This is a genomic window from Rhodococcus sp. NPDC127527 (genome assembly GCF_042672245.1).
Classification (GTDB): Bacteria; Actinomycetota; Actinomycetes; order Mycobacteriales; family Mycobacteriaceae; genus Rhodococcus_G.
Map to the genome: position 1 here is coordinate 523,639 of NZ_JBHXVP010000002.1, position 18,919 is coordinate 542,557.

Below are 18,919 nucleotides of genomic sequence, written 5' to 3' on the forward strand. Positions count from 1 at the left end.
ACTGTGTGACACGAGTACTGGTGGTCGACGACGAGCCGCAGATCCTCCGGGCGCTCCGGATCAACCTGAGCGTGCGGGGTTACGAGGTGAGCACGGCGGCGAACGGCGCCGCCGCACTGCGGGCGGCGGCCGAGCGTCACCCCGAGGTGATCGTCCTCGATCTGGGTCTGCCGGACATGGACGGCATCGAAGTGCTGGCCGGCCTGCGGGGGTGGTCCACCGCGCCCGTCATCGTGCTGTCGGCGCGCACCGACTCCGCGGACAAGGTCGCGGCCCTCGACGCGGGTGCGGACGACTACGTGACCAAACCGTTCGGGATGGACGAGTTCCTCGCGCGGCTCCGCGCGGCGGTGCGCCGGAACTCCGCGGCTGCAGACGCCGCCGAGCCGGTCGTGGTGACAGACTCGTTCACCGTCGACCTGGCGATGAAGAAGGTGACCAAGGGGGACCGGGAGGTGCACCTGACACCGACCGAGTGGGGGATGCTCGAGATGCTGGTGCGCAACAAGGGGAAGCTGGTCGGGCAGAAGGAACTGCTGCGCGAGGTGTGGGGTCCTGCCTACGCGACCGAGACGCACTACCTGCGCGTCTACCTGGCGCAGCTGCGGCGGAAACTCGAGGACGACCCGTCCCGTCCCCGCCACCTGATCACCGAGGCGGGGATGGGGTACCGCTTCCAGGAGTGAGCCGGGGCCGGGGCTCAGCGGCGGTCGCGCACGACCATCAGCGGGCACTCGATGCTGTGCAGCAGGGCCCGGCTGGTGGATCCGAGCAGCATCCCACGGAATCCGCCGCGTCCACGACTGCCGACCACGACCAGCTGTGCGGTGGCGGCCTGGTCCAGCAGCAATCGGACGGGGCGGTCCTTGGCGACCACTCGCTCCACCTCGACCTCGGGGAACCGCTCCTGCCACCCGGCCATCCCCGCGGCGAGCAGCTCCCGCGCACCGTCGAGAGCAGCGGTAGGTTCGTCCACCACATCGAGGAAGCGGTCCACTGTGAGGTCGCTCGCCGCGTAGGCCGCGACCAGTTTCGTGCCCCGCAGCGACGCCTCGGTGAATGCCGCCGCGATCGCTGGTTCGCTGTTCGCGGAGCCGTCCACGCCGACCACGACCGGACCCTCCACCGGCTCGGTGACCGTGCCACGAGTCACCACCACCGGGCAGGAGGCGTGGGTGGCGAGGGCATCCGCGACCGAGCCGAGGACGGCGCCGGTGAACTCGCCGCGCCCGCTCGATCCCAGAACCACCATCGCGGCTCGTTCGGACCAGTCGAGCAGCACCGGAACCGGTTGTCCAGCATGCAGAGTCGCCTCGATCGCGAGGTCGGGTGCGCGTTCGACCGCCAGGGTCCGCGCTTCTTCGAGGAGTCTGCGGCTCTCCGCGGCGAGGTCGTCGTAGAAGTCCTGCCCGACCGCCGCCATGCCGGCGAACGGTACGGGTGCCAGCGCAGCGGAGACCAGATGCAGGGTGGACTTGCGGGCCGCCGCGGCGTCGGCGGCCCATGCCACCGCGGCCTTCGACGAGTCCGACCCGTCGACACCGACGACGACGGGGTGGTGATCGGTCATGCGAACCTCCTCGGGAGTCGTTGCAGTCCGTGGTCGGTACCGGGCCGGCTCAGCCGGCGTAGCGCAGGATCGCGGCGGCCTGCGCACCCTCGGGGACGTCCTCGGCGCGCACGGCCAGGATGCGGCCGCCCTGCAACAGCGTCCGGCGGGCCATCTCGTCGATGACGCCGTAGCCGAACCCCGTGTCGTCACCGGTGAGTTCGACCACCCCGGATTCGGGATCGATCGTGCCGGGCACGAAGCTGTCGACGTCGACGAAGAGAGTGTCGACCAGTCCGAAGGTGGCGGAGCGGCCGATGTCCGTCAGGTCGGTCTGTGCCCGACCCTGGGATCGCCGGGTTTCGAACAGTTCGCGGGTGCGCGCGAGTTCTGCGGCGTGATGGCGGTCCAGCACGCCCCGGGCGAGGGTTGCCAGTTCCTCGTCGCTGCGCTCCTCGGGATTACCGTCGAGGCCCTCGGCGAGCAAGGCCGGATAGCTGTTGACGGAACGGTAGATCGACGAAACGGGCTCGGTCGCGGCGAGGATCAGTGGGACGTCGCGACCGGTGAGAACGGGGCGTAGCGCCTGGTCTGCGGCCCGGCAGTACTGTCGCACGCGCAGCTTGCGGCCTTCGGTTCCCTGCAGTCGCCCCTTCGGTGCCCGGCCGCTGAGCGAGGCCTTGCCGGCGTGGTCTGCCGCGCTGGTCGGCAGGTCCGGCACCCGTACAGTCTCGGCCGGGTACTCGGCGGAGATCTCCACCAGTCGCACCGACCCCTCGGCGAGAGCGAGCACGAACGCGGTCTGGGGGAAGGTCACCGCCCGCAGCAGCGGCTTGAGGAAGTAACGGTCCCCGACGCGCTCGACTGCCTCGAGACGGTTCGGTATGCGGTGGACGTGTACGTGCTCGCCCTCGGCGAGTACCACCAGGGTGCGGGACTGGTAGCGCCAGAAGTCGTCATCGTCGGCCAGGTCGCCGAGTGCCTCCTCGAACGTTTCGCGCTCGGACTTGTCCTGGACGGCCTCGAGTGCCGACTTCGCCTGGTTGGCGAAGGCGATTCGGTTCGCCTCGGGGTCGTCGAGGGCCGCGTCCATCGGGGTGTAGATCGACAGGCAGGTGCGCCCTTCGACCGCCGCGAGGGTCGCGAGTTCGTTCTGGCTCGGAACGTCGTTGTGCAGCATGCGTCAGGCCTTTCCCCGGATTGACCGCAGCGCTGAGGCGCCCTGTTTCTCGAAACTATCCCCACCGGCCCGATCGTGCTGGCCGAGCGGCGAGCGGATCACACCGGGATGGCAGACTTGCGCCATGGCTGAACAGACTCCCGATACCACTCCCGCCGGAACCGAGCTGTGGGTCGAGCGGACCGGAACTCGCCGGTACACCGGACGCAGCTCGCGAGGCGCCGAGGTGCTCATCGGGTCGGAGACCGTGGACGGGGTGTTCACGCCGGGCGAGCTCCTCAAGATTGCGCTCGCCGCGTGCACCGGGATGAGCTCCGATCTGCCGCTCTCGCGTCGGCTCGGCGACAACTACGACGCCACCGTGCGGGTCTCGGGAGCGGCCGACCGCGAGAACGAGATCTACCCGCGACTCGACGAGGTGCTCGAGGTCGATCTGAGCGAGCTGGACGCCGAAGCGCAGGAACGGCTGCTGACAGTGGTGGTCAAGTCTGTGGACAAGGTCTGCACCGTGGGCAGGACGCTGAAAAATGGCACCGTGGTGAACCTTTCAGTCGAGACTGATTCGTGATCGAATAGGCGCCATGACTCTGTCCCGCGTTGCGATGGTCGGCGCGGTGGTCGCCGGCGTGTTCGCCGGTGCGCCACTGGCCGGCGCCCAGCCCCTTCCGACCCCCGGCCCCGAGCTCCCGCAGATTCCGTCTCTGCCGCTGCCGGTTCCGGCCGTTCCGGCGACATCGTCCCCGGCCACGTCGACCCCGGTCGTGTCGGCCACGCCGGCCGCTCAGGCCACGACCACGCCGGCCGCTCAGGCCACGACCACGCCGGCCGCTCAGGCCACGACCACGCCGGCCGTTCCGCCGACGTCGACCCCTGCCACGACCACGCCGGCCGCGACTTCGGTGGCGGCCGCGCCGGCAGCATGCAAGCCGTGGACCGTGAGCACGGTCGCGAGCGGATTCGGAACCCTCGAGAACCTCGGCTTCGACGGTCGCGGCAAGATGCTGTTGTCGGAGAGCACGGTGCTCGGCGACGGTGCCATCCGGACCCTCACCCCTGGCGGGGACAAGGGAACCCTCGTCTCCTCGGTGAACTCGCCCGGCGGAATCGTCGTCGACGGCGGCAGGGTGCTGTTCAACACCGGTGACAACGTGATGGCGGGGCTGTACGGCAGCACCAACGGCACCGTCGAGTCGGTCGACCTCGACGGCGGCAAGCGGTCGACCCTGGCGCACGGGCTGACCATGCCCAACGGGCTGGCCAAGCTCGAGAACGGTGACCTGTTGGTCACCAATGTGCTCGGCGGCAAGCCCGGCATCGTCCGAATCCCCGCGACCGATCCGCACGAGCCGGTCACGGTCCGCACCGACATCGGCTCCGCGAACGGCATTTTCGCGTCCCCGGACGGAAAGACCGTCTACGTGGGCAACACCCTCGAAGAGACGACCCAGATCCGCGTGCTCGACGCGAAGGACCTCACCGGCCCGGTCCGGGTCCTCTCGCTGCCCGGTGCCGGCCCCGCGAACGCGGGTGACGACCTCACGGTGGGTGCCGACGGCAACCTCTACGAGGCACTCAACGGGGCGGGCAAGGTCGTTCGTGTCGATCCCGCGAGCGGCGACACGTGCGAGATCGCAACGGGTCTTCCGCTGACCTCGTCGGTCCGGTTCGGTGCGGGTCCCGGCTGGGACGCGACCGCGTTGTACGCCACCAGCTTCGAGGGAACCGTCCACAAGCTCGTCCCGCCGGCGAACTGACGGGTGCCCGATGACCGAGCATCGGGTTCGGCTCACCGCCTGGGTGCACGGCGCGGTCCAGGGAGTGGGCTTCCGCTGGTGGACCCGTTCGAGGGCGCTCGAACTGGGTCTGGTCGGGCACGCGACGAATCGGCCCGACGGCCGAGTCCTGGTGATCGCCGAGGGCCCGAGGTCGTCCTGCGAGCGGCTGCTCGATCTGCTGCGCTCGGGATCGACCCCGGGGTCCGTCGATCTCGTCGTCGAGAGCTGGTCGGACGCGGCGGGCGGACTCGTCGGATTCGTCGAACGCTAGGCTCGGGGCGATGACGTCACACGGTGGGGAGGACGCGGTGGGACCCGAGGGGGACAACCCGGGCGCGCAGGAGTCGGACAGTCGGGATGCCGAGGCTCGGGACGCCGAGTTGCCGGCCGAGCCCGATGCCGCGGAGCCGGCGACGCCTGCGGGACGGATCCGTCGCCAGGAACCCGGCACCACCAAGCCCCGCCCGCCGACTGTCGGCGAGGCGAGGGCACGCGACAAGGCGCGCAAGCAGCGCGCCGAGGAGGAGCGGCTGGCCGCGGAGGCCGCCGCGAACGAGGCCGCCAAGAAGCGGAAACGTCGCAAGGCCATGATCGGTGGCGTCGCGGTCGTAGGAGTGGTCGGCCTGGTTGCACTCGGCTATTCGGTGCTGTCCTCGGACACCGTCGAGGCCACCTGCATCGACCCGAACACCGAGGTCGTGGTCGACGACTCCTACTGTGCGCAGGGCACTCCCGGCTCCGGCGCCACCGCAGGCATGTTCATCTTCGCGGGCTCGCAGTACCGCTACTACTACGGCGGCCACGGCGGCGGCGTCGGAACCAAGATGACCGGCGGCACCGTCGTCACACCCAAGGGAGCGACCATCAAGACCAAGTCCGGCACCACGATTCAACGGGGCGGCTTCGGCAGCAAGATCTCCGGCAGCAGCGGGACCTGACGTGCGCAGACTTCGGGGCACCCCTCGGCCGGGGTGGCAAGAGACCGTGGCCGCACAGGGCATGGTGTACGGCAGTCCAGCGCGCATGGCGGACGGTTCGGAGCGCCCGTACTGGGACGAGTCGGTCCACTACGCCTTCGAGATGGACGAGATCCTCGCCCTCGAGGCGGATGTCGAACTGCTGCACTCGATGTGCCTCAACGCGGTCGAGCAGGTCATCCTCACCGAGCGGTACCGGGACTTCGGCCTGCCCGAGTGGACCTGGGAGCCGATCGCCGAGTCCTGGCGTCGCGGCGATCCGCACGTCTACGGGCGGTTCGACCTGCGCTACGACGGGCGGCGGCCCGCGAAACTGCTCGAGTACAACGCCGACACTCCGACGACCTTGCTGGAAGCGTCGATCCTGCAATGGCACTGGCTGACCGATGCGCATCCCGGCGACGACCAGTGGAACTCGCTGCACGAGCGGCTCGTCGAGCGGTGGACGGAGATCCGTCAGCAGTTGCCCAGTGCGGACCTGCATTTCGCGTGGTCGAGTGCCGACGCCAGCGGCGAGGACAACGTCACGGTGGCATACATGCAGGAGTGTGCGGCGGAGGCAGGTCTCGACACGGTGGCACTGCCCATCGAGGAGATCGGGTTCGACAGCGAACTGCATCGCTTCGTCGATCTCGAGGAGGCGCCGATCTCATCGCTGTTCAAGCTCTACCCGTGGGAATGGGTCCTCGACGACGAATTCGGCAAGCGGGCACTCGAACTGCTGCCCGAGACGATGTGGATCGAGCCGCTGTGGAAGACGCTGCTGAGCAACAAGGCGATCCTCGCGGTGTTGTGGGGCATGTACCCCGGCCACCCGAACCTGTTGCCGGCCTACCTGGACGACCCGAATGAGCTCACCGAGTACGTGCGCAAACCCAAGCTCGGGCGTGAGGGTGCGAACGTCTCGATCGTCGGCGCCGGGATGGACACCAGCACCGGCGGGATCTACGGCGAGGAGGGCTTCGTGTACCAACTGCTCGACCCCCTGCCCGAGTTCGACGGCATGCGACCGGCACTCGGTGCGTGGATCGTCGGCGACGAGGCCGCGGGCCTGGGGATCCGGGAGACCGCCGGCCTGGTGACCGACGACGGCGCAGCCTTCGTGCCACATCGAATTCCCAAGCAGTGACAGCACTGTCACGCCGAACGCGGACGAAACGGAGCCCGACATGACCACAACAGTGGTGGCACTGGGTAGCGACTACTGGTCGACTCTCGGACGGGGCGTGTCGGCGATCGTGTTGTACGCGATCCTCGGGCTGGCGCTGATGGTGCTCGGATTCTTCGCCATCGACTGGACCACCCCCGGCAAGCTCCGGGACCTGGTCCGTGCCGGCCGGCCGAACGCCGCGATCGTCACCGCATCGGGGATGGTGAGCATGGCGCTGATCATCGTGCTCGCGATCTACGCCTCGTCCGGCAGGTTGGTCGAGGGCCTGATCTACAGCTTCGTGTTCGGCCTGGTCGGTATTGCCGCACAGGTGTTCTCGGTCCGCTTCGTCGAGTTGGTGACCGGCATCGACATCGGTGAGGTTCTTGCCCGGGAGAGGTTCACCCCGGAGGTGTTGGTGGTCGCCGCCGCCCATCTCGCGCTCGGACTCGTGGTGGCGGTCGCGATCCTGTAGGTCCTGCACCTCGTGTCGAGGCAGGCGTAACGTCCTGCACGGCAACACCGATACCTCCTGGAGGTATCGGTATTCGTGCATATGAGCGACTGTGTCGCGTGGTGTCTTGCCCGGGGGGCGAGGCGTGGAACCTGCGAACCTGGCGTTCCCGATGGGGGAGGCGTGACGTACATGCGTCATCTGAGATCTGGACTGTCCGAGCGGGTCACGCGTCGTCTGCGCGGCTTGTCCGCCGCTGCACTCGTGGCGGTGTCGGTGCTGGTTGGAGGCGCCGGCACCGCGACGGCGTCGATCGGTGACGTGGAGGAGCGCCAGTCGCGGCTCGAGCAGCTCGCACGGGAGTTGCTCTCTCCCGCCGCCGACCGCTCGGTCGACGTCGCGTATGTGGACGCGTCGGGCAGTACGCGTGCGCACCTGGGGTCGCGCGATGCGGGCGAGTACGAGATCGGGTCGATCACCAAGACGTTCACCGGGGAGCTCCTCGCGGTCGCGCTGGATCGTGGGGAGGTCCGTGCCGACACGCGACTCGGCGCGTTGCTGCCGGTCCAAGGCTCGGCCGTGGCCGACGTCACGCTCGAGGAGTTGGCCGGACACCGGTCGGGATTGCTCGAGTTCGCGACCACTCCCGACATGATCGCGGGCGGAATCGACTGGAAGCTCAACGGCGGCAATCCGTTCCCGTTCGACCGCGAGCAGCTGCTTGCGCAGGCCAGGCTGGCGCCGCTGATCTTCAGGGGCACATTTCGGTACTCGTCCTTCGGGTATGCGCTGCTCGGCCAAGCGCTGGCATCGGCCGCGAACACCGACTTCGTGACACTGCTGAAGGCGCGGGTCCTCGAACCGCTCGGGTTGGAGCGGACGTGGGTGCCGCTGACTCGTGGCGACCTGCCGGCCGGTGCGAGCACCGGGGTCGACGAGAACGGTCGTGCCCAGGCGCCGTGGACGATCGGGGCATACGCGCCGTGCGGCGGTGCGCGGTCGACGGTCGGCGACATGGTCTCGTACGCGCGGGCACTGCTGCGCGAGGAGGCGCCGGGGATGGCCGCGTTGCGACCGCGGTGGTCGGATACGCCGACTCTGCGACGAGGCTACGCGTGGGCGATCGCGACGATCGACGGTGTGGACTACACCATGCATTCCGGTGGTACCGGCGGATTCTCGGGCATTGTCATGCTCGACCGCGCGCACGGCGCGGCGATCGTCGTCCTGCAGGACTCGGCAGGGTTGAAAGAACGGCCGGCGGCGGACCTGTTGCGTCGGATGCGAGAGAACTGACGCGTCGGTCACCCCCTGCTCAGAACGGTGCGGGCTGGGGTATTCGACAGGTGGAGCCGGTGTAGTGGACGGCGCGGGGTTGTCGCTCGTCGCGTGTGGTGCGCCAGTTCGGTACGTGGGCGTCGAGGAGGTATTCGAGGTCGTCCTCGGCGCCACGGCCGCGGTGTGGTCCGAAGAGGCGATCGAGGGTTGCCTCGTCGGTGAGCGGTCCGAACGGGGTGTCGGTGGGGTTCGCCTCGGCTGTGCTGAAGGCGCCGTCGGGTGTGGTGATGGTGGTGGTGCCGTGGGGGTCGGTCCACTCGAGTAGTCCGGCGCCGAGTTGTCTTACCTTCCAGCGTCCTTCGGTCTTGAGCCGGTGGTGGGTGCGGCAGAGACAGGCGAGGTTGTGTTCGACGGTGGGGCCACCGTGTCGTGGGTTGTGGTGGTCGAAGGGGACGGTGTGGTCGATGTCGCAGTTGCTTGCGCGGGCTGTGCATCCGGGAAACCGGCAGGTCCCGTCCCTGGTGCGGATGATCTCGGCGAGACGTGCGGACGGTCGGTAGGTGAGGGCCTCGCGTCGTGACTTGGTGCGTTCTCGGATGGCGGTGGGGGTGATGCCTGCCGCCGTGAGGGCGCGGCTGATGCCGAGGATGTGGCCGGGGGAGGGGGTGCCTGTGCGCATGCCCATGAGCGACGCGGTGTCGGGGTCGTGATCGGTGGCGGCGAGGGCGTCGAGGAGTAGTTCGCGGTCGCTTTCGGTGAGGGTGAGGACCTTTCGCCAGGTTCCGTCAGTAGCGATATCGCGGGCGAGCTCGGCATCGATCGGGCCGTGCCCTGCGAGATAGCCGGGGAGGTCGTCGAGGCCGAGCAGGGTCATGGCGTTGACGCCGACGGTGATGGTGGCCTTTGGCAGTGATGGCGGAGTTGGTCCCTTCTTCGCGTCCGCGCCGTGCTCAGCAGCCATCTCGGTCGAACAGGGTTCTGCGTTTTCGGTGGAGTCGACACGTCCGGTGCAGTCGTCGTGCCCGCAGCGACACGCGAGGGTGGTCGCTCCGGCGCCGAGGGCGACGAGTGCGTCGGCGCGGCGTTGGGCGAAGGTTCGCGGGTCGTGGCAACAGACGTCGAAGGTCATTCGGCGTAGTCGCATAGCGAGGATTTGGGCTCCGGCGGCGGGCAGAAGTCCGTCGACCCGGGTCATGCCGTCGTCGGTGGCGTGCATACGGATGTCGCGGTCGGCTTCGGCGAGTTCGCGGCGTCGGCGGGCGCCGTCGGGATCGTGCCGGGCGATCAGGCGCCGCGCCTTGGTGCGCAGATTCGGACCCGTCATCCGTTCGGCACCTTCGACCAGGAGCCGTTCGATCTCGTCGAGTTTGTCGTCGGGGACGTTGGCGAGGGCGTCGGCGATGGCGGTGGTCTGGGCGAGGTCGATTCGCCCGGCGGCGAACAGTGCGCGAACGCGGTGTAGGCGCCAACGCAGGGTGCAGCCGAGGTCGATCATCGCCAGAGCGGTGCCTTCGGTGACGTGGAGCATACCTGCGACCTCGATGTTCGCGAATTCGCCTTGGACGGCTTCGTTCTTGCCGCGTCGGGCGTCCTCTTCGCAGCGGGCGAGGTACAGGGTGGTGACGGCTTCGATTTGGAGAAACTGATGTCGGGCGATCGTCGCGTGTTGCTCGATCAGTACGTCTGCCCACTCGGTGCCCGGGACGGCGTCGAGCAGTCCCAGAGGTGATGTCGGCGCGTCCGTCGAGTCGAACATGTGTTCTATGTTACGCCGTATGGGCCGTCTGCACCAGGGTCTTCGGGGGCAACCCGCGCTCGATGGTCGCGCCGTCGAAGAACGCCCGCTCCCGGCTGCGCCACCACCACATCAAGGGCAGGCCGAGCACCATCGAACCGACTCCGAGGATGAACACGCCGCCCACGTGCCAATGCGGCGCGAACGGCATCGCCAGGCTGGTTTCGCCCGACGTCCCCGAGAACGAGGTCACTGCTGTCCAGCCGGCGGCGAACAGCAGCATCGCGCCACCGAGTAGCGGAAAGATCCCGCGCATCAACAGGTCCCGTGTGCTGCGTCGCAGAGTGTCGCGGTACAGCCACGCACAGGCGAGCCCGGTCATGCCGTAGTAGAACCCCACCGAGATGCCGACCGCCGACACCGCGTCGAAGACCAGGCCGCCCTCCGAGACGAAGTTGAAGGCGACGTACAGCACGGCGGAGACCGCACCCATCGCCAGCGTGGACACGGTCGGGGTGAGGAAACGGGGATGCACCCGGGCGAAACTGTCGGGCAGCGCCTTGAACACGCCCATCGACAACGTCGTGCGCGCGGTCGGCAGGATCGTGGTCTGGGTGGACGCGATCGCGGACGTCAGGATCATCAGCAGCAGGACATGCATCAGCACCTGCCCGAGCAGACCCTCACCGAACACCGCGGTGCCCAGAGCGGCGAAGAAGTCGTCGAAGTGCTCCGGGTTCGCCAGCCCGGTGCCCTCCTCTCCGACGCCCGCGAAGGACTGGGCGGCGACGGTGACCAGAACGTAGAGCGCGACGAGAATCACGGTCGAGATCACCGCGGACCGGCCGGGGGTGCGCCGGGCGTCGACCGTCTCCTCGTTGACCGAGACCACCGAGTCCCAACCCCAGTAGATGAACACCATCAGCAGAATCGCGTTGACGAACGTGGAGAACGAACCGATCTCCAGGGGGTTGAACCAACTCCACTGCGGTGACAGCGCGCCCGCCCCCGCGTTGCCCAGCCACACCCGGACCAGCGCCACCGCCGCGAACAGGACCAGCGCGACGAACTCGACCGTGAGCAGGACGGACTGGAATCGCGCGGAAATGTCGATGCCGCGAAAGCACAGGAGCGTCATGGCCACCATGAACACGACGCCCAGCGTCAGGACCCAGACGTTGGTCGGGTCGTGCCCGATGCCCTCGGCGCCGAACATGAGGAAGGTGTACTGGCCCGCGACCTGCGCCAGGCTCGCCATCACCAGCACGTCCGCCACCACGATCGCCCAACCCGACATCCAGCCCCAGGCCGGACCGAAGGCGCGGGTCGCCCAGACGAAGGTGGTCCCGCAGTCCGGATCGGCGGCGTTGAGTTCCTTGTAGCCGAGGGCGGCGAACAGGATCGGCACGAACGCGAGCAGGGCCACGATCGGCGCCTGCAGGCCCACGGCCGCGACGACGAGACCCAGTGTCGCCGCGATGCTGTAGGCGGGACCGGCGGAGGCGACGCCGATCACCACGCTCGAAGTCAGGCTCAGTGCGCCGGTCCGCAGTCCTTTGGCGGTTCCCGCCGAGTCGTCGATCACTCGGGGCAGATTAGTGCACCCGCGAGGTGCGCTTCACCTCGTCCTTGTCGGTGCGGGCGGCTAGCGTCGAGAGCGCAGTCGACAGTTCACGAGCGAGTCCCGACATTTCAGGAGTAGCGATGAGCGCCGTCACGACGAACCAACCTCTGGGCACCCCCACCTGGATTGACCTGGGCATCCCCGACCTCGACCGAGCGATGTCGTTCTACGGCTCGGTGTTCGGGTGGGAGTTCGACGTCGGCCCCGAGGAGGTCGGGCGGTACACGATGTGTCTGCTGCGGGGCAAGAAGGTCGCCGCCCTGATGCCGAATCCCGACCCCAGCGCGACGGACTTCTGGTGGAGCGTCTACCTCGCCACCGCCGACGTGGACGAGACGGTTGCGCGGGCCACCGACGCGGGTGGCATCGTGCTGGCGGAGCCGATGGACGTGATGGGCGAGGGACGGATGGCGATCGTGCGGGACCCGTCCGGCGCACAGTTCGGACTGTGGCAGGGGTTCGCGCACGTCGGCTGTGAACTGGTGAACGAGCCGAACACGCTGCTCCGCAACGACCTGGTGACGCCGAACCCGGGCCCGGCACGCGAGTTCTACGCCAAGGTGTTCGACTTCACGTTGGACGGAAACGATGACCTGCCCGGCATGGACTTCACGTTCCTGCGCAGACCCGACGGGCACGAGATCGGCGGCATCCTGGGAGACCCGACGGCGCCCGCGTCGGCCTGGGGCACGCTGTTCCAGGTCGCCGACGCCGATGCGGCCGTCGCCGCCGCCCGTGCGAACGGGGGCACGGCGCTGAACCCGACGGACATGCCGTACGGGCGGACCGCGGAGGTCACCGATCCGTTCGGGGCGAAGTTCACGGTGGGTGCTCCGCTTCCGGGGGGCCAGGGGTAATCCGGGGGGGGCGGTCCCGGGGGTTCAATGGCCGATTCGGTCGGTGCGGTGCAGTAACGTCTTTCGCCATGCATCTCAAGAGTCTGACGCTGAAGGGCTTCAAGTCCTTCGCATCCGCGACGACTCTGCGATTCGAGCCCGGCATCACCTGTGTCGTCGGGCCGAACGGGTCCGGGAAGTCGAACATCCTCGACGCCCTCACCTGGGTGATGGGTGAGCAGGGCGCCAAGGCGCTGCGCGGCGGCAAGATGGAGGACGTCATCTTCGCCGGTACCACCGGCCGGGCCGCGCTCGGCCGAGCCGAGGTGACGTTGACGATCGACAACAGCGACGGTGCGCTGCCGATCGAGTACTCCGAGGTCTCCATCACTCGCCGGATGTTCCGCGACGGTGCCGGCGAGTACGAGATCAACGGCTCGTCGTGCCGGTTGATGGACGTGCAGGAACTGCTGTCCGACTCCGGCATCGGACGTGAGATGCACGTGATCGTCGGGCAGGGCCGGCTCGCCGCGATCCTCGAGTCCCGCCCCGAGGACCGGCGGGCGTTCATCGAAGAGGCCGCAGGCGTCCTCAAGCACCGCAAGCGCAAGGAAAAAGCGGTCCGCAAGCTCGACGCCATGCAGGCCAACCTGGCCCGCCTCACCGACCTGACCACCGAGCTGCGCAGACAGCTCAAACCACTTGCCAGGCAGGCGGAGGTGGCGCGTCGAGCACAGACCGTGCAGGCCGACCTGCGCGACGCCCGGCTGCGACTCGTCGCCGACGACCTCGTCACCCGTCGTACCGAGATGGCCTCACAAGCCCAGGACGAGGCGATGGCGCGCGCCCAGCAGGAGCACGTGCAGGCCGAACTCGAGGCCGCATCCACCGAACTCGGCCAGCACGAGCAGGCTCTCGCCCGACTGACCCCGGGAGCGGAGGCCGCGGGCCAGACCTGGTTCCAGCTCTCCGCTCTCGCCGAACGGGTCAACGCGACCATCCGGATCGCCGCCGAACGTGCCCGGCACCTCGACTCCGCGCCCACCGTCGGTCGCGGGCAGGATCCCGACCAGCTCGAGGCGCAGGCCGAGCGGGTGGCGGCCGAGGAGGCCGAACTGCTCGAGGCGCTCGAGATCGCCAGGGCGACCCTCGACGCGGCGAAGGAGCAGCTGACCCACTACGAGGAGGCGTCCGCCGCCGCCGAGCGTGCCCACCTGGCCGCGGTGCGCGCGATCGCGGACCGCCGCGAGGGCCTCGCCCGCCTCTCGGGTCAGGTCGACACCCTCCGCAGCCGGGCCGATTCCGTGGACTCCGAGGTCGCGCGACTCTCGGTGGCCATCGACGAGGCTCGCGCCCGTGGTGACGCCGCGCAGTCCGAGTTCGAGACCGTCCAGGAGAAGATCGGCGACCTCGACGCGGGCGAACTCGGGTTGGACTCGCACCACGAACGTGCCACCGCCGCGCTCGAGTCGGCGACCGCCCGGGTGAGCGAGCTGCAGGACGCGGAGAGAGCCGCCGGGCAGGAGGTTGCCTCGCTGCGCGCCCGCATCGACGCCCTCTCGATCGGCCTGCAGCAGAAGGACGGTGCCGCCTGGCTCGTCGAGCACCACACCGGCGACGGCCTCGTGGGCCCGCTGGCCGGTTTGCTGCGTATCCGTTCGGGTTTCGAGGTGGCGATCGCTGCGGCCCTCGGACCCGCCGCCGACGCCGTCGCGGCGCACTCCGTGGACGCGGCGCGCGCGGCGGTGAGCGCGCTCAAGGCCGGTGACGGTGGGCGTGCGGCGCTCGTCATCGGCGGCACCGCGACGGTGCCCGCAACCACCGACCCCGACCGGCTGCCCGAGGGGGCGTATCGGGCGCTGGAGCTGATCGACCACCCTGCCGACATGGCCGGTGCGTTGACCGCCCTGCTCGGCGCCGTCGCGGTGGTCGATGATCTCGATGCCGCCGCGGAACTCGTTGCCGCGCAGCCGCATCTGCGTGCGGTCACCCGTGACGGCGACCTGGCCGGCGCCGGCTGGATGACCGGCGGTTCGGACCGCAGGCCCTCCACCCTCGAGGTGCAGTCCGCCATCGACACCTCCACCGCCGGACTCGCCGATGCCGAGCGTCGCGCCGAAGAACTGGCCGCCGCGTTGGCGGGCGCCGAGGCCGAGCGCGCGGACCGAGCCGAGACGGCGGAGCAGGCGTTGGCCGCCCTCAACGAGTCCGACGCCGCGATGTCCGCCATCTACGAGCAGTTGGGACGGCTCGGCCAGGTGGCCCGGGCCGCGCACGCCGAGTCGGATCGGCTCGCCGCCCAGCGCGCCACCGCCGAGGCAGGCCGCGAGGAATCGGTCGCGGCGCTGCGTGAACTCGAGGAACGCCTCGCGCTGGCCCAGCAGGAGCAGTCCGCGGACGGCGACCCGGCCGACAGCGACCCGAGCAGCGGCGAGCGGGAGGCCGCGGCCGCCGCGGTCGCCGAGGTCCGCGCGGTCGAGGTCGAGGCGCGGCTGACCTTGCGCACCGCGGAGGAACGTGCCGAATCCGTTCGCGGAAAGGCGGATTCGCTTCGGCGTGCGGCGCAGGCCGAACGCGACGCCCGCGCTCGCGCCGAACGCGCGATGGCGGCCCGGCAGAACGCGGCCGCGGTGGCCGCGGCCGTGGCCGAGTCCGGACAGCGCGTCGCGGCGCACCTCGAGACCGTGGTCGCCTCGGCCGTCGCTCACCGCGACGAGCTGACCCGCCAGCGGACCGAACGGTCCCAGCAGCTCGAGGCCGTCAAGGAGCGGGTGCGTCAGTACACCGCCGCCCTCGCCGCACTGACCGACGCCGTGCACCGCGACGAGGTGGCCCGAGCCCAGGCCGCGACCCGCATCGAGCAGCTCGAGGCGACCATCTCCGAGCAGCACGGCATCGGCCTCGAGGACCTGGTCGCCGAGTACGGGCCGGAGGTGCCGCTGCCGCCCTCCGCGCTGGAGATGGCCGAGTACGAAGAAGCCCGCGAGCGCGGCGAGCAGGTGGTCGCGCCCGCCCCGATGCCCTACGACCGCGCCACCCAGGAACGCCGGGCCAAACGCGCCGAGAAGGACCTCGCGACGCTCGGCAAGGTCAATCCGCTCGCGCTCGAGGAGTTCGCCGCGCTCGAGGAGCGATACAACTTCCTGTCCACCCAACTCGAAGACGTCAAGAACGCCCGCAAGGACCTGCTCGGTGTCGTCGCGGACGTCGACGCCCGAATCCTGCAGGTGTTCACCGAGGCCTGGACGGACGTCGAGCGCGAGTTCGTCGGGGTGTTCGCCAAACTGTTCCCCGGGGGCGAGGGCCGCCTGGTGCTCACCGACCCCGGCGACATGTTGACCACCGGAATCGAGGTCGAGGCCCGCCCGCCCGGCAAGAAGGTCAAGCGCCTCTCGCTGCTGTCCGGTGGCGAGAAGTCGCTCACCGCCGTGGCGATGCTGGTGGCGATCTTCCGCGCGCGACCGTCCCCGTTCTACGTGATGGACGAGGTCGAGGCGGCACTCGACGACACCAACCTGCGTCGCCTGATCGGTCTGTTCGAGCAGTTGCGCGAGAAGTCGCAGCTGATCGTCATCACGCACCAGAAGCCGACGATGGAGGTCGCCGACGCCCTCTACGGCGTGAGCATGCGCGGCGACGGCATCACCCAGGTGATCTCACAGCGGCTGCGCGGGCAGAATCTGGCCACCGCGGAGCCGGCCGCGCAGCCGCTGTGACCCCTCACCCCCCGAGCTTGCGCAGGTCGGGGTAGTTGGTCAGCTCCCATCCGCCGTCCACGACCAGGCTCGCGCCGGTGATGTAGCTCGCGTCGTCGCTGGCCAGGTACAGGCACGGTCCGGCGATCTCCTCGGGTGTGGCCGGGCGTGCCGCCGGGATGCGTTCGAGGAACATCTCGCGCGCCGGCTCGTAGGCCATGACCGGGGCGACCAGCGGAGTGTCGACCAGGCCGGGCAGCACCGCGTTGACGCGGATGCGGTCGGGCGCCAACTCGACTGCGGCCGTCTTGCTGAACATCACCACACCGGCCTTGCCCGTCGAATAGGGGCTGCCGGCCGGCATGGGCACGAGGGCGTTGAGCGACGACACGTTCACGATGGCGCCGCCCCGCCCGGACGCGCGAATGTGTCGGGCCGCGTGCTTGGTGCACAGGAACACGCCCTTCTGCACGAGGTCGATCGTGAAGTTCCAGTCGGCCTCGTCGAGGTCGACGATCGCCCCGACCCGGGAGGCGCCCGCGACGTTGAATGCGAGGTCCACCCGGCCGAACCTTGCGGCGGCCGTGTCGATTGCGGCCGCGACCTGCGCCTCAACGGTGACATCCGCGGGGGCGGGCAGGAAGGACCGGCCGAACTCGTCCGCCATCCCGTCGAGAGTGTCGCGCGCGAGGTCGATGCCGACGACGTTCGCGCCCTCGGCCAGCAGTCGCGCGGTGATGGCCTCGCCGATGCCCGATGCCGCGCCGGTGACCACCGCGGTGAGGCCGGAAAACCTGTCATCGCTCACAGAATCGTCTCCACTTCGTTTGTCCCACACTGTGGTTGTCCCACTCCGTCGATGGTTGTGGTCATCGGGTCGTGTGTCCTCCGGCGCGCAGGAACCGTCCTGTTCGCCGGGTGCCGAGTACGGGCGTCGGCTCCCCTTCTCGGACAACGCATTCGCCACCGACGAACACCGCGGACACCGCGTCGTCGTTCCGGTTCACCATCCTGGAGAGGCCGTCGTACTCGGGCACCGGGCACTCGGCGTAGGCGTCGAGTGAGGCGTCGAGGTGCGCCGGGTCGATCACCACGACGTCTGCGCGGTCACCCTCGCGCAGGTGCCCGGCGTCGAGGTCGTACCAGTCGGCGAGCTCGCCGGTGAGCCGGTGCACGGCCTGCTCCACCGACATGAACGGATTCCCCGCTCGCTCGGCGTCGTGCACGCGACGCAGCAGGCGGAGCCCGAAGTTGTAGAAGGCCATGTTGCGCAGGTGCGCACCCGCATCGGAGAAGCCCAGCTGGATACCGGGATCGGAGGCGAACTTGTTGAGCACCTCGGGCCGGTGGTTCGAGATCGTGGTGCGCCACCTGACCTTGGTTCCGTACTCGACGACGAGGTCGAGGAACGCATCCACCGGGTGCACCCCACCCCGGTCGACCCCGACCTGACCGAAGGTCTTGCCGATCACCGATTCGTCCGGGCACTCGACGATCTCGGCGTCGAAGAAGTCGCGGTGCCAGACCCGCGGTCCGTACTTCTTGTCGTAGTCCTTGCGGAATCGCCGGCGGTAGGACTCGTCGGCCAGCAGCGCGCTCCGCGCCTCGAGCTGGTTGGACAGGTCCAGTGCCGCGGCCCCGGACCCGAACTCCTCGAAGACCGGCAGGTCGATGCCGTCGGAGTACACCTCGAAGGGCACGGGCAGGTGCTGCCACCGGAAGTCGCCGCGCATCCCGTTGACGGCCTTTGCCATCGCCGGGAAGACCTGCGCCACCGCCGGTATCGCCTTGACGTCGGCGGCCGAGAGCAGGCTCACCTTCAACGGGCGGCGGAAGAGTCCCACGCTGCTCAGCGCCAACGCGACCATGGACTGCGGGCGGCCCACGTCCGGGCCGGCCTGCAACGCCCGCCCCCGGCGTCGCAGGATCGAACTGAGCCGTCGACGTTCGCGCCGCGTCGAGTACGTCGACGGCAGGGTCCGGGACCGGCAGACCTCGCCGTCGAGCTTGTCGAACAGCAGTTCCTGCGAGGACATGCCGATGAAGCCCGCGTCGAGCGCCTCCTCGAGTTTGGCCGCCATCGCGTCGAGTTCGGCAGGGGTGGGCTTGACGTCCTTGCGGGTCGCCCGGTCCAGCCCCATCTGCGCAGCACGGATGTCCGAATGGCCGATGAAGGAGGCCACGTTCGGGCCCAACGGCAGCGCCTCGATCGCCTCCACGTACTCGTGCGCCGAGGTCCAGGTCTGGGACTCGGCGAGCGTGTCGACCACGTGCTTGCGCGGGATGGCCTCGACCCGGCCGAACAGGTCGCCCGCATCGGAGGGACCGGCATGGACCGCCGACAGCGAGCACGACCCCAGGAAGATCGAGGTGACGCCGTGCCGCACCGACTCTTTCAGGCCCGGGCTCAGGATGACCTCGACGTCGTAGTGGGTGTGGATGTCGACCATGCCCGGGATGACCCACTTCCCGGCGGCATCGACCACCTGCGGACAGTCCGCCTCGTCGAGCGCCTCGACCGACACCGCGGCCACCCGCCCGTCACGGATGCCGAGGTTCCGGGTCTCGGACCTCGCGCCGGTGCCGTCGAACCACCGGCCGTTCTTGATGATCACGTCGTAGCTCATCGCAGTCCACCCCATTCTCGAACGTTGTCGGCTTTCAAG

The 18,919-nt window shown here is 69.3% G+C and carries 16 protein-coding genes; 10 read left to right on the forward strand and 6 right to left on the reverse strand.

Annotation, left to right across the window (positions count from 1 at the left end):
- The first annotated feature begins 5 nt into the window (after window positions 1-5).
- Window positions 6-686, forward strand: a complete 681-nt coding sequence (locus ACFVH2_RS05420; RefSeq protein WP_378423017.1) for a response regulator — start codon at window positions 6-8, stop codon at window positions 684-686.
- A gap of 14 nt (window positions 687-700) precedes the next feature.
- Here the strand turns inward: ACFVH2_RS05420 and ACFVH2_RS05425 are convergent, their stop codons facing one another.
- Both ACFVH2_RS05425 and ACFVH2_RS05430 read right to left on the reverse strand, forming a co-directional pair.
- On the reverse strand, window positions 701-1,570 hold the full coding sequence (locus ACFVH2_RS05425; protein WP_378423019.1) for a universal stress protein: 870 nt from the start codon (window positions 1,568-1,570) through the stop codon (window positions 701-703).
- Window positions 1,571-1,619: 49 nt separating this feature from the next.
- Window positions 1,620-2,729 (reverse strand): hypothetical protein, encoded by a 1,110-nt coding sequence (locus tag ACFVH2_RS05430; protein WP_378423021.1) that lies wholly within the window; start codon window positions 2,727-2,729, stop codon window positions 1,620-1,622.
- Between the two features lie 124 nt (window positions 2,730-2,853).
- Here ACFVH2_RS05430 and ACFVH2_RS05435 point away from each other — a divergent pair, with 124 nt between their 5' ends.
- From ACFVH2_RS05435 to ACFVH2_RS05465, 7 genes are all read left to right on the forward strand, one after another.
- A complete protein-coding gene (locus tag ACFVH2_RS05435; RefSeq protein ID WP_378423022.1) occupies window positions 2,854-3,297 on the forward strand; it encodes an OsmC family protein in 444 nt (147 codons plus the stop codon).
- Between the two features lie 13 nt (window positions 3,298-3,310).
- Window positions 3,311-4,483, forward strand: coding sequence for an SMP-30/gluconolactonase/LRE family protein (locus ACFVH2_RS05440; RefSeq protein WP_378423025.1), 1,173 nt, complete (start codon window positions 3,311-3,313; stop codon window positions 4,481-4,483).
- A gap of 10 nt (window positions 4,484-4,493) precedes the next feature.
- Window positions 4,494-4,775, forward strand: a complete 282-nt coding sequence (locus tag ACFVH2_RS05445) for an acylphosphatase (RefSeq protein ID WP_378423026.1) — start codon at window positions 4,494-4,496, stop codon at window positions 4,773-4,775.
- 157 nt (window positions 4,776-4,932) lie between these two features.
- The gene (locus ACFVH2_RS05450) at window positions 4,933-5,442 is read left to right on the forward strand and encodes a hypothetical protein (RefSeq protein WP_378423192.1); all 510 of its coding nucleotides are present in this window, start codon (window positions 4,933-4,935) and stop codon (window positions 5,440-5,442) included.
- 1 nt (window position 5,443) lies between these two features.
- Complete coding sequence (locus tag ACFVH2_RS05455) at window positions 5,444-6,610, forward strand: glutathionylspermidine synthase family protein (RefSeq protein ID WP_378423028.1); 1,167 nt, start codon at window positions 5,444-5,446, stop codon at window positions 6,608-6,610.
- Window positions 6,611-6,650: 40 nt separating this feature from the next.
- Window positions 6,651-7,106 carry a DUF350 domain-containing protein gene (locus tag ACFVH2_RS05460; protein WP_378423030.1) on the forward strand — a complete coding sequence of 152 codons (456 nt, stop codon included), beginning with the start codon at window positions 6,651-6,653 and terminating at the stop codon, window positions 7,104-7,106.
- A gap of 171 nt (window positions 7,107-7,277) precedes the next feature.
- Window positions 7,278-8,381 (forward strand): serine hydrolase domain-containing protein, encoded by a 1,104-nt coding sequence (locus tag ACFVH2_RS05465; RefSeq protein WP_378423194.1) that lies wholly within the window; start codon window positions 7,278-7,280, stop codon window positions 8,379-8,381.
- Window positions 8,382-8,400: 19 nt separating this feature from the next.
- On the opposite strand, the gene ACFVH2_RS05470 is transcribed toward ACFVH2_RS05465, so the two are convergent.
- A complete protein-coding gene (locus tag ACFVH2_RS05470; RefSeq protein WP_378423032.1) occupies window positions 8,401-10,119 on the reverse strand; it encodes a DUF222 domain-containing protein in 1,719 nt (572 codons plus the stop codon).
- A gap of 10 nt (window positions 10,120-10,129) precedes the next feature.
- Window positions 10,130-11,683: an APC family permease gene (locus ACFVH2_RS05475; protein WP_378423034.1), complete on the reverse strand. Its 1,554-nt coding sequence runs from the start codon at window positions 11,681-11,683 to the stop codon at window positions 10,130-10,132.
- A 119-nt stretch (window positions 11,684-11,802) separates the two neighbouring features.
- Here ACFVH2_RS05475 and ACFVH2_RS05480 point away from each other — a divergent pair, with 119 nt between their 5' ends.
- A complete protein-coding gene (locus tag ACFVH2_RS05480) occupies window positions 11,803-12,579 on the forward strand; it encodes a VOC family protein (protein ID WP_378423036.1) in 777 nt (258 codons plus the stop codon).
- A gap of 68 nt (window positions 12,580-12,647) precedes the next feature.
- The gene (smc, locus tag ACFVH2_RS05485) at window positions 12,648-16,274 is read left to right on the forward strand and encodes a chromosome segregation protein SMC (RefSeq protein ID WP_378423037.1); all 3,627 of its coding nucleotides are present in this window, start codon (window positions 12,648-12,650) and stop codon (window positions 16,272-16,274) included.
- Window positions 16,275-16,278: 4 nt separating this feature from the next.
- Here the strand turns inward: smc and ACFVH2_RS05490 are convergent, their stop codons facing one another.
- Window positions 16,279-17,061: an SDR family NAD(P)-dependent oxidoreductase gene (locus ACFVH2_RS05490; protein ID WP_378423039.1), complete on the reverse strand. Its 783-nt coding sequence runs from the start codon at window positions 17,059-17,061 to the stop codon at window positions 16,279-16,281.
- Between the two features lie 61 nt (window positions 17,062-17,122).
- Window positions 17,123-18,880, reverse strand: a complete 1,758-nt coding sequence (locus ACFVH2_RS05495; RefSeq protein WP_378423041.1) for an amidohydrolase family protein — start codon at window positions 18,878-18,880, stop codon at window positions 17,123-17,125.
- Window positions 18,881-18,919: the final 39 nt, after the last annotated feature.